General features: G+C 72.0%; 15 protein-coding genes and 1 pseudogene. 8 read left to right on the top strand and 8 right to left on the bottom strand.

What is annotated here, in order from left to right; all coding sequences use genetic code 11:
• Nucleotides 1-136: 136 nt before the first annotated feature.
• Together E1292_RS47305 and E1292_RS47300 are read left to right on the top strand one after the other, a co-directional pair.
• Nucleotides 137-406, top strand: a pseudogene (locus E1292_RS47305) (PfkB family carbohydrate kinase); the annotation flags it as partial.
• Between the two features lie 48 nt (nucleotides 407-454).
• On the top strand, nucleotides 455-667 hold the full coding sequence (locus E1292_RS47300) for a hypothetical protein (RefSeq protein WP_132606345.1): 213 nt from the start codon (nucleotides 455-457) through the stop codon (nucleotides 665-667).
• Between the two features lie 3 nt (nucleotides 668-670).
• Here the strand turns inward: E1292_RS47300 and E1292_RS47295 are convergent, their stop codons facing one another.
• Nucleotides 671-1,366 (bottom strand): FadR/GntR family transcriptional regulator, encoded by a 696-nt coding sequence (locus tag E1292_RS47295; RefSeq protein ID WP_132606348.1) that lies wholly within the window; start codon nucleotides 1,364-1,366, stop codon nucleotides 671-673.
• Between the two features lie 208 nt (nucleotides 1,367-1,574).
• Here E1292_RS47295 and E1292_RS47290 point away from each other — a divergent pair, with 208 nt between their 5' ends.
• Together E1292_RS47290 and E1292_RS47285 are read left to right on the top strand one after the other, a co-directional pair.
• Nucleotides 1,575-3,254: a 2-isopropylmalate synthase gene (locus E1292_RS47290; protein ID WP_132606347.1), complete on the top strand. Its 1,680-nt coding sequence runs from the start codon at nucleotides 1,575-1,577 to the stop codon at nucleotides 3,252-3,254.
• A 52-nt stretch (nucleotides 3,255-3,306) separates the two neighbouring features.
• Nucleotides 3,307-3,810 (top strand): nucleotidyltransferase domain-containing protein, encoded by a 504-nt coding sequence (locus E1292_RS47285; protein WP_132606344.1) that lies wholly within the window; start codon nucleotides 3,307-3,309, stop codon nucleotides 3,808-3,810.
• On the opposite strand, the gene pyrF is transcribed toward E1292_RS47285, so the two are convergent.
• Complete coding sequence (gene pyrF, locus E1292_RS47280) at nucleotides 3,801-4,625, bottom strand: orotidine-5'-phosphate decarboxylase (RefSeq protein ID WP_132606343.1); 825 nt, start codon at nucleotides 4,623-4,625, stop codon at nucleotides 3,801-3,803. The genes E1292_RS47285 and pyrF overlap by 10 nt on opposite strands.
• A gap of 227 nt (nucleotides 4,626-4,852) precedes the next feature.
• Between pyrF and E1292_RS47275 the strand changes: the two genes are divergently transcribed.
• A complete protein-coding gene (locus E1292_RS47275) occupies nucleotides 4,853-5,329 on the top strand; it encodes a DUF2283 domain-containing protein (protein ID WP_132606342.1) in 477 nt (158 codons plus the stop codon).
• A 24-nt stretch (nucleotides 5,330-5,353) separates the two neighbouring features.
• Here the strand turns inward: E1292_RS47275 and E1292_RS55315 are convergent, their stop codons facing one another.
• Nucleotides 5,354-5,716 (bottom strand): hypothetical protein, encoded by a 363-nt coding sequence (locus E1292_RS55315; protein ID WP_132606341.1) that lies wholly within the window; start codon nucleotides 5,714-5,716, stop codon nucleotides 5,354-5,356.
• A 43-nt stretch (nucleotides 5,717-5,759) separates the two neighbouring features.
• On the opposite strand from E1292_RS55315, the gene E1292_RS47265 reads away from it, so the two are divergent.
• The gene (locus E1292_RS47265) at nucleotides 5,760-6,563 is read left to right on the top strand and encodes a Cof-type HAD-IIB family hydrolase (RefSeq protein ID WP_246090906.1); all 804 of its coding nucleotides are present in this window, start codon (nucleotides 5,760-5,762) and stop codon (nucleotides 6,561-6,563) included.
• A 167-nt stretch (nucleotides 6,564-6,730) separates the two neighbouring features.
• Here the strand turns inward: E1292_RS47265 and E1292_RS47260 are convergent, their stop codons facing one another.
• The 5 genes from E1292_RS47260 to E1292_RS47245 form a co-directional block, all read right to left on the bottom strand.
• Nucleotides 6,731-7,114 carry a hypothetical protein gene (locus E1292_RS47260; protein WP_132606340.1) on the bottom strand — a complete coding sequence of 128 codons (384 nt, stop codon included), beginning with the start codon at nucleotides 7,112-7,114 and terminating at the stop codon, nucleotides 6,731-6,733.
• A gap of 52 nt (nucleotides 7,115-7,166) precedes the next feature.
• A complete protein-coding gene (locus E1292_RS47255; RefSeq protein ID WP_132606339.1) occupies nucleotides 7,167-7,724 on the bottom strand; it encodes a TIGR00645 family protein in 558 nt (185 codons plus the stop codon).
• Between the two features lie 50 nt (nucleotides 7,725-7,774).
• On the bottom strand, nucleotides 7,775-7,918 hold the full coding sequence (locus E1292_RS51990) for a hypothetical protein (protein WP_165975127.1): 144 nt from the start codon (nucleotides 7,916-7,918) through the stop codon (nucleotides 7,775-7,777).
• Nucleotides 7,919-7,995: 77 nt separating this feature from the next.
• The gene (locus tag E1292_RS47250; RefSeq protein ID WP_132606338.1) at nucleotides 7,996-8,205 is read right to left on the bottom strand and encodes a hypothetical protein; all 210 of its coding nucleotides are present in this window, start codon (nucleotides 8,203-8,205) and stop codon (nucleotides 7,996-7,998) included.
• A 79-nt stretch (nucleotides 8,206-8,284) separates the two neighbouring features.
• Complete coding sequence (locus E1292_RS47245) at nucleotides 8,285-8,689, bottom strand: winged helix-turn-helix transcriptional regulator (protein WP_132606337.1); 405 nt, start codon at nucleotides 8,687-8,689, stop codon at nucleotides 8,285-8,287.
• 29 nt (nucleotides 8,690-8,718) lie between these two features.
• Between E1292_RS47245 and E1292_RS47240 the strand changes: the two genes are divergently transcribed.
• A complete protein-coding gene (locus tag E1292_RS47240) occupies nucleotides 8,719-9,486 on the top strand; it encodes an NADPH-dependent F420 reductase (RefSeq protein ID WP_132606336.1) in 768 nt (255 codons plus the stop codon).
• A 104-nt stretch (nucleotides 9,487-9,590) separates the two neighbouring features.
• Nucleotides 9,591-9,962 (top strand): hypothetical protein, encoded by a 372-nt coding sequence (locus E1292_RS47235; RefSeq protein WP_132606335.1) that lies wholly within the window; start codon nucleotides 9,591-9,593, stop codon nucleotides 9,960-9,962.
• The last annotated feature ends 15 nt before the right edge of the window (nucleotides 9,963-9,977 follow it).

Below are 9,977 nucleotides of genomic sequence, written 5' to 3'. Positions count from 1 at the left end.
CTCATGATGCGCCTGATGGGCAGATGGTGACCATGAGCGAGAAACCAGAGAACCTGCCGGACGCGGTCGGCGGGGTCGAGGGGGAGAGCGATGTCGTCGCCGAACGGTCGGGTGCCGGCTCGAGCGGGTCCAGGAGGCCGTGATCACGCTGGGCTCGGAGGGCGCGCTGCACGGATCGCGGTCAGGGGAGCGGCTGCGCGTGCCCGCGGTGCAGGTGAAGGCGGTGGACACGACGGCGGCCGGCGACACGTTCGTGGGCGCGCTGGCCGTGGCCCGCTCGGAGGGGCGTGCCATGGCCGACGCCCTGGGCTTCGCCTCGGCGGCGGCGGCGCTGTCGGTGCAGCGCGAGGGTGCCAGCACGTCGATGCCGGCCCGCCAGGAGATCGAGGAGTTCCTCGCCTCGTGACCCGCTCGCCGGAGGTCTCATGATGCGCCTGATGGGCAGATGGTGACCATGAGCGAGAAACCAGAGAACCTGCCGGACGCGGTCGGCGGGGTCGAGGGGGAGAGCGACGTCGTCGCCGAACGGTCGGGTGCCGGCACGCCGAGGAGCCGCCGCCCCGTCTCCGCCGACCCTCCTGACGATGAGGACACGCGGGAGGAGGAAGCCGGAGAGGAGGAGAACGGGAACGACGTCGTCCGCCCGGACGCCGGCCCCACCGGCTGACCGTCAGGCGCGTCCCCCGTGCAGGTGGGCGAGCGTCTCCTCCAGCTCCGCCCGCAGGATGCCGTCGGCCGCGCCGGCGTCCCCGCGCCGGACGGCGGCCACCAGCGCCGCGTGCGTCTCCTGCCCAGGGGCGCGGTGACGCGCCCGCAGTCCCAGCATCTCCACCAGGCCGATCAGCCCTTCGCGCAGCGCCGGCGCGAACTCCGCGAACAGGTCAGCCAGCACCGGGTTGCCCGCCGCCGCCACCAGCGCCGCGTGCAGGGCGATGTCAGCGTCCACGAACGCGGCGTCGTCGCCCTCCGCCGCACGCTCCCGCGCCTCCAGCGCCGCGTCGAGCGCCGCGAGATCCTCGCCGGTACGCCGCGCCGCCGCCAGCCGGACCGCCTGGGTCTCGACGATGACGCGGACTTCGTAGACATCCGTGATGGCGGCCCGCCGCAGCCGGGCCGGCCAGTCCTCGGCGGGCTCCGTCGCGATCACGAACACCCCCGATCCCTGCCTGGCCTGCACCAGCCCCGCCCCGGCGAGCGCCCGCAGTGCCTCGCGCACCGTCGACCGGCCCACCCCGAGCGTCCTGGCCAGCGCGTTCTCGCCGGGCAGTCGCGTGCCCACCGGCCACTCGCCCTGCGTGATCTGGGCGCGCAGGTGCTGGGTGGCCTGTTCGACGAGCGGGCTGGGACGGAGGGCGCCGAGGGGCATCGTCAACCTCTCAGGTTGTCTGAGGACCTGTGGTGTGGCTAGTGTAGCGGGCATGACGTCGTACGGCCTGTTCCTTCCCGGCCGCGGCGGGGCCTGACCGGACCGGCACCCCGCCGCGGTGATCAGGGGTGCCCGCCGGTCTGCCCCATCACGACGGAGCAGGAAGAGCATCACGTTGTACGACTGGAACCGGCAGCGCCCCAGCGGCATGCCCCACCACCGTTACCGCCCCGCCCACGAGCGCGTCGAGGTGCCCGTGGGCCCCCAGCGCGCCTGGCCCGCAAGGCACATCTCGCACGCCCCGCTCTGGGTCCCCGTGGACCTGCGCGACGGCAACCAGGCCCTGGCCGAACCGATGGACCCCGGCCGCAAGCACCGCATGTTCGCCCTGCTCACGACCATGGGCTTCAAGGAGATCGAGGTCGGCTACCCGTCGTCCAGCCGGCTCGACTTCGACTTCGTCCGCCACCTGGCCCAGCCGGGAACGGTCCCCGACGACGTGACCGTGGTGGTCTTCACCGCCGCCAGGCCCGACCTGATCGAGCGGACCTTCGCCTCCATCGAGGGGCTGCCCCGCGCTGTCGTGCACCTCTACACCGCCACCGCGCCCACCTGGCGCGACGTCGTGCTCGGTCATGACCGGTGCGAGCTGCGCGCCCTCATCATGGACGCCGCCGAGCGCGTCGCCAGGCTCGCGGGTGACCGCGACGTGCGCTTCCAGTTCTCGCCGGAGGTGTTCAACCTCACCGAGCCCGACTACGCGCTGGAGATCTGCAACGACCTGACCGCGCTCTGGGACGCCTCACCGGACCGCCCGGTGATCCACAACCTGCCCGCGACGGTCGAGGTCGCCACCCCCAACGTGTACGCCGACCAGATCGAGTACATGCACCGCCACCTCGACCGCAGGGACGCGGTGATCCTGTCGGTGCACCCCCACAACGACCGCGGCACCGGTGTGGCCTGCGCCGAACTCGCGCTGCTGGCGGGCGCGCAGCGGGTGGAGGGCTGCCTGTTCGGCAACGGCGAGCGCACCGGAAACGTCGACCTGATCACGCTCGCGCTCAACCTGCACTCCCAGGGCGTCGATCCCATGCTCGACCTGTCCGACATCGACGAGATCCGGCGGGTCGTCGAGCACTGCAACCGCCTGCCCGTCCCCGAGCGCCACCCGTACGCGGGCGACCTCGTCCACACGGCCTTCTCCGGCACCCACCAGGACGCCATCGGCAAGGGCCTGGCCCACCACGCCAAGCGGGCCGCCGAGCTGGGCGTGCCGCCCGAGCAGGCGCCCTGGGACGTGCCGTACCTGCCGATCGACCCCGCCGACGTGGGCCGCGGCTACCAGGCCGTCATCCGGGTCAACAGCCAGTCGGGCAAGGGCGGCGTCGCCTATCTGCTGCGCACCCGCTACGGCCTGGAACTGCCCCGGAGGCTGCAGATCGACTTCTCCTCCGTCGTCCAGGAGGCCACCGACGGCAGCGGTGAGGAGATCACGGCCGAGCAGCTCTGGGAGCTCTTCCACGCCACCTACCTGGCGCCGGGGGAGACCGGCGCGCTCGCCGAGTGGAGCACCGCCGAGACCGCGCCGGGCACCCACGTGTTCGCCGGCACGCCGCGGTCGGGGCGGCCGCTGCACGGGACCGGCAACGGCCCGCTGGCGGCGCTGACCGCGGCGCTCGCCGCCGACGGGGTCGACGTGGACATCCTCCACTACGCCGAGCACGCCCTGGACCCGGGCGGGGGCAGCCGGGCCATCGCGTACGTGCAGGCCCGCGTCGGCGGCGTCACCTCGTGGGGCGCGGCACAGGACACCTCCGTTCTGACCGCCTCGGTGCACGCGGTGCTCGCCGCCGTCAACCGCGTCATCGAACGCGCCGCCGGCTGAGGCCCCTTCCGGGACCGGTCCGCTAGACTCGCGGGCCGGTGAGAGGGGCTGGATGTTCGGGCCGGTCGAGGTGCTGCGGGTGCTGGAGACGCTGCGGGAAGCGGGCTGCGCGGTCTGGATCGGCGGCGGCTGGGGGATCGACGCGCTGGTCGGCCGGGTCACCAGGGAGCACGGCGACCTCGACCTGCTCCACCGCGCCGAGCAGGAGCCCGCGGTGATCGCCGCGCTCCGGGCGGTGGCCTATGCCGAACGCGAAGGCGTCGTGCCCGGCCGGCCCGCCCGCTTCGTCATGACCGGTCCCGGTGGCCGCGAGCTCGACCTGCACCCCCTGTGGTTCCGGTCCGACGGGTCGGCCGTGCAGCACCTCGACGACCACGGAGGGGCGTTCACCTACCCGGCGGACGCCTTCACCACCGGCGCGATCGACGGCGTGGTCGTGCCCTGCCTGTCGGTGGCCCAGCAGGTGCACTTCCACCAGGGTTACCGGCCGCGCGAGCGCGACCTGCACGACATGGCCCGGCTGCGGGAGGCGTACGGCGTCGACACTCACTTCTGAGCGGCGACCTTCGCCCCCAGGCGGGCGGCGCACTCGTCCCGGTAGTCGAGCGTGCGCGAGCGCAGCTCCTTGGGGTCGGCGAGCACGGCCCTGGAGACCGAGGGCACGAGGGCATGGCGGACGGACGCGAACACCCGGGCCACGTCGGCGGGGGTGGCGCCCTGGACGCCCAGCCCCGGCGCGAGGATGGGGCCGTTGAGGTCGTCCAGCGAGTCGTCGAGCGCGGGCAGCGTGGCCCCCATGACCAGCCCGACCGGCCCGAACGGCGTGTGGCCCGCGTTCGCCGCCGCCGCGGCGGCGATCACCTGTCCGGCCACGTGCCGCTGCAACGTGGCGGCCTCGGGGTTGGAGGTGCGGGCCAGCACGAACACGCCGGCGTCGTTGACCATGGCCGACGTGATCGCACCCTCGAGCGACCCGAACCCCAGGTAGGGGCTGAGCGTCACCGCGTCGGCGGCCAGCGGGCCGCCCCGGTCGAGGTACGCCTCCGCGTAGGCGGCCATCGTGCTGCCGATGTCGCCCCGCTTGACGTCGAGCAGCACCAGCGTGCCGGCCTCGCGCAGGTCGGCGATGGTGCGTTCGAGCACGGCGATGCCGCGGCTGCCCCAGCGCTCGAAGAAGGCCGACTGCGGCTTGACCACCGCGGCCACGTCGCCCACCTCGTCGACGACCGTGCGGCTGAACCGCTCCAGACCGGCGGGGGAGTCGTCGAGCCCCCAGGCGTGCAGCAGCGCCGGGCTCGGATCGAGGCCCACGCAGAGCGGCCCGCGCGCGTCGAGCCTGGCGCGCAGGCGCGCCCCGAACGTGTCATTCATCGGCTCCTCCTTCGCCGGAGATCCCGGGGCTTCAGCCCCCGACATGGTGCTCGCCCGGTCTCTCTCACGACCTCCGCCACGACCCTCGGAGCCGGCCCCGGCAGGCCGGCCCCGCGCGGCCGTGGCAGAACGGTTCTCCGGCGACGATACGGGACAGGACTCCCCCTGCTGAACAGGGTGTGCGATCCGAGTCTTCCTCGCTTGGCCTTAGGGGTAGATCAGCAGACATGTACGAGATCGCCCATCGTGTGCTGGTGCTGCGTACCGATCCGCCCCGTGACGTCGTCGTCACTCTCGGCCTGCCGTACGAGGAGCCGGCGGGCGAGTGGTCGTGCCCGTACCGCATCGACGGGCTCGCCGGGTGGGAGCACGAGCGGAAGGTCACCGCGTTCGACTCGCTGGAGGCGATCGGGCTGGCGATGGTCACGGTGCGGGCGGCGCTCGCCGGGTCCCACGAGGCCAAGGAGGGCCTGCTGAGCTGGGACGACGCGCCGTCGGGCCGGCGGGCGCGGACGGTGTACGTGAGCGTGGACCAGGAACACGACATCGCCTACGTCTCCATGAAGCACGAAATGTCACCAGGTGAGGCGGTACGTCAGGCGGAAGCCGGCGACGTCATCGTCGACTACGGCGAATCCGGGCAGCTTCTCGGCCTGGAGATCATGAACGCGGCGGCGGTGCTCCCGCCCGAGCTGCGACTCTGAACGGAGAAGCGTCCCCACGAGCGCTCACGGACGGGACAGCAGCCACCGCCAGCGCGGCAGCTCCAGCACCACCGTCACCACGGCCAGCACCGAGACCAGCGCCGCGGCCGCCGCGTGCCAGGCCGCCCACGCGGCCGCCACGGCCGCCACCACGTGCAGGACGACCAGCACGATCGTCACCTGACCCGGCACGGCGACGATCACGGTGCGCTTGTCGCCCGGCGTGGAGAAGAGCGTCGGCAAAGCGATCAGCACCACCACGGACAGCACGGCCAGCGGCACCGAGAAGGAGGCCAGGGCCCACGGGGTCGCGATCCAGGCGACCAGCTCGATCGCGAACCGGCAGGCCGAGGCGACCCGGTCATCAGGGCGGGGGAGGGAGCACACCCACGTACCCTACGTGCGGGCACGGCCGGGGATAATCGCCGGAGTGAGCACCGTGATCTCGCCGCGCATCGTGGCCACCGACCTCGACGGAACCCTCCTCACCTCCACCGGCACCATCACCCCACGCACCAGGAAGGCTCTCCGGTCCGCACGAGCGGCCGGAGCCGAGATCGTCTTCGTCACCGCCAGGGCGCCGCGCGGCGTCCGCGAGATCGCCGAGCAGACCGGCGTCACCGGCATCGCGATCTGCAGCAACGGAGCCGTCACCTACGACGTGGCCGCCGACGAGATCATCGACAGCCGTCCGCTCTCGCCCGAGGCGGCCAGAAAGGTCGCCGCCACCCTGGCCGAGGCCATCCCCGGCGTCGGCCTCGCCGTCGAGACCGGCAGGAACGTGCTGACCGAAGTGGCCTACACCCGGCGCGTCAGCCACGACCTCGCCCACTACCGCGAGGTGAAGTCGGTTCTCGACGAGAACGAGCCCATCGTCAAGCTGCTCGCCATGTCCGCCGCGCACACCGCCGACGAGATGTTCACCGCGGTGGTGGCGGCCGTCGAGGGACAGGCCGAGGTGACGTACTCCGGCGTCGAGGGGCTGCTCGAGATCAGCGCGCCGGGGGTGACGAAGGCGGGCGCGCTCGACCGGCTCTGCGCGGAGCGAGGCGTCGAGGCCGGCGAGGTGGTGGCGTTCGGCGACATGCCCAACGATCTGGCGGTGCTCGCGTACGCGGGCGCCGGCTACGCCATGGCGAACGCGCACCACCTGGTGCTGGCGGCGATCGAACGGCGCACGCTCTCCAACGACGAGGACGGCGTGGCCGCGGTGCTGGAAGACCTCTTCCGCTGAGCTGGCCCGTGCCGGACGATCCTGCTCGGACGATCTTGCTCGGACGATCTTGCTCGGACGATCCTGCTCGGACGATCCTGCATGGACGATCCTGCATGGACGATCCTGCATGGACGACCCTGCCGGTGACGTGCCCGCCCCACCCGCGCGGGCGGGCACGTACGGCTTCACGCGTCGTCGTCGGACACGCGCGAGGCCCCGTCGCAGGAACCGGGTGAGGTGCTGAGCACGGGCATCAGCCCGCCGCACGTGCTCACCGGAGCCGATACGGGCTCGACGATCTCGTCATTGAAGATGATCACGTCACCGACGAGCGACTGGCCCGAGGCCGCGGCCGGCTCGGCCGGTTCGGCCGGCTCGGCCGGTTCGGCGGGCTCGACCGGCTCGACCGGCTCGGCCGGTTCAGCGGGTTCGGCGGCCGTGGCGGGCTCCGAGGGCTGGGCGCTCGCCGCGGTGGGCGGGGGCGTGACCACGGCGTGCGCGGCGTACGGGAACAGCACGCTCGCCACCGCGGCCCCGAGCCCCGCGGCGACGAAGCGCCTCGTTCCCATCAGAACCCCCACCCTCGGCACCACCGCGTCACGGCGAGGTGCGCCGGCCTGCCTAGGCGGCCTTCATGCCGGCGGGGTTGACGCCGTCGCCGGTGCCGTGTTGCGGCCGCCCGCCCTCCATCATCCGGTCGATCAGCGCCAGCGCCAGCGCCGAGACCACGAAGGTCAGGTGGATCAGGGTTTTCCATAGCAGCTCCCTGTCGGTGATGGCCGGTCTGGCCGCGTTGATGAAGATCTGGAGGAGGTGGATGGACGAGATGCCGATGATGGCCATGGCCAGCTTGACCTTGAGCACGTTGGCGTTGACGTGCGAGAGCCACTGGGGCTGGTCAGGATGGCCCTCGATGCGCAACCGCGAGACGAACGTCTCGTAGCCGCCGATGATGACCATGATCAGCAGGTTGGAGATCATGACGACGTCCACGAGACCGAGGACGATCAGCATGACCGTGGTCTCGGCCGGCGTGCCGCCGAACCCGAGATGGATCAGATGGATCAGCTCCGCCATGAACCGCCACACGTAAACGACCTGGGCCGCGATCAACCCCACGTAGAGCGGGGCCTGGATCCACCGGCTCAGGAACATGACGTAGCCGACCCGTTCCGGCATCTTCTGTGACCTCGTAGGCGACGCGGTCACGGGCACCTGCGCGAGTCGCACTACGACGTCAGGACGTTGACGTGCTGGACCACGGTCTCCACGTCAATGAGCGGGGAGCCGTTGCCGAGCAGATCCAGGGGGATCGGGGACGCGCCGGCCACCAGCGCGGCGGCGGCGACGGCGGTCAGGACACCGAACTTCAACGAAACTCCTTGTCACTGCTCTTCGCCCGCGCGCATGGCGCTGCCGGACGACGGGTCATGAACCGGGACGGCGGCGGTCACGGCTGCAGGCAGCCGACGGCCGGGATCTCGGCCGGCACGGTCAGCGACGCGGGATCGACCAGAGTGGTGAGGTCGCCCGTGGACTCGAGCAGGCAGGTGCCCAGGTGAAGGGGGTCTACGACGGCATGGGCGGCGGGGGCGGCGGACAGGGCCAGGCCGCCGGCGGCGAGCACGGCGAGCGTGATCCGCCGAGAGGTGGACAACATCGAACCTCCTGGGTAGGGGTGTCGGACGACTGCTGACGCTACCCAGGGTAGTGGGAAAGTCACTCTCGGTTAAAGATTCTTACAGGAAGTGATCGGAGGATTGGAGGTCCTGGGCGGCCATGACCTCGTCGGCATGGTCGGACGCCCACACGCCGAACGCCTCGATCGGCCCCAGGAGGCTGCGGCCCAGCTCGGTCAGCTCGTACTCCACGCGGGGCGGCGCCTCGGCGTACGCGCGCCGCGCCACCAGGCCGTTGAACTCCAGGCGGCGCAGCGTCTCCGTGAGGACCTTCGGGCTGATGCCGCCGATCTCCTCCCGCAGCCGCCCCGGACGGCGCGGGCCGTGGCGAAGCGCCCAGACGACGACCGCGTTCCAGGTGTTGGCGATCAGGTCGAAGGCGAGTCTGGCCTGACAGTCGGCGAGGAACAACGAAGCCTCCGATAGGCACCAGATGGTGTGCGACGGGATCCCTACCGTCGTCATCCAAGCAAATCACTTGAAGGAGGACGAACATGCGTATCGGGATCCTGGGCGCCGGCGGCATGGCGGACGCCCTCGGCACGCAGTGGGCCAGAGCTGGCCACACGGTCATGATCAGCGGGCGGGACGCGGGCAGGAGCACGGCACGAGCCGACAAGATGCGCGCCGAAGCCAGACGGACACTTCCGACGCAGGCGTCGGCCCCGCAGGCGTCGGCCCCGCAGGCGTCGGCCCCGCAAACGTCGTCGGCGCAGATGGCCGGTGGGGCCGGAGGGGTGGTGGTCGCCGGGGAGGCGGATGTCCGGGCCGGGACGTGGGCGGAGGCGGCCCGGTTCGGCGAGGTCGTGATGGTCGCTGTCAGGGAGGCGGGCCTCGTGGACGTGCTCCAGGCCGCCGGGGCGTCGATGCGTGGCAAGCCCGTCATCGACGTGACCAACGCTGCCGCCCCTGACCGCTATGACCCCACGCGACCGATCGCACGCCTGATCCGCGACCTCACCGGAGGTCACGTCGTGAAAGCGTTCAACCTGTGCCACGTGGACGTGTGGCGGATGACGCCGCCGGTGTTCGGCGGACGGCCACTGGCCGTGCCGCTGTGCGGCGACGACCCGGCCGCCATGGACACCGCCCGCACGCTGGTCGCCGACCTCGGCTGCACCCCGCTGAACGGCGGAGGGCTCGACCGGGCGATGCAACTGGAGGCGACGGCCGCGTTCGTGATCGGGCTGTGGTTCGGGGGCGCCGACGCCCAGGCCATCCTGCCGCCGCTGGCCTCGTCGGGCACCCACGGGCAGGGCTGACGTACGACGAGGGGCGTAGCGGGGATGACGACGGCCGGCGGATGCCGCGCGCGCCGCCAGGGAGAATCCTGAAGGCCTTCATACAAGGCCGAAGGAGAAGTCCAGTGGTAACCGAGGTCGCCAAGGGCAGCGGGTACATGACCGCGTTCAAGGTCGTCGCCATCGTCAACACGGCATCCGTGCTCGCTCAGGGGGTGACGGCCGGGCAGCTGATGAGCGGCGCCGACGCCGGCCTGCACGGAACGGGGTCGTTGGTCGTGCACGTGCTGGGGCTGGTGCAGCTCATCGTGGCCGTGCTGGTGTGGCGTCCGGGTCGCGGAGCCGGCTGGCCCGCGCTGGCCAGCCTGGCGATCCTGCTGCTCGGGTTCGTACAGTCGATGCTGGGCGGCTCCGGGGCGGTGGCGATGCACGTGCCGCTCGCGATGGGGCTCCTCGGGCTCAGCGTGTGGCTCGTGGTCTGGTCCTGGCGCCGCTGACCCGCCCACCGGTCC

The organism is Nonomuraea deserti (genome assembly GCF_004348685.1).
GTDB classification, from domain to species: domain Bacteria; phylum Actinomycetota; class Actinomycetes; order Streptosporangiales; family Streptosporangiaceae; genus Nonomuraea; species Nonomuraea deserti.
This window is presented reverse-complemented; position numbering and strand designations above follow the sequence as displayed.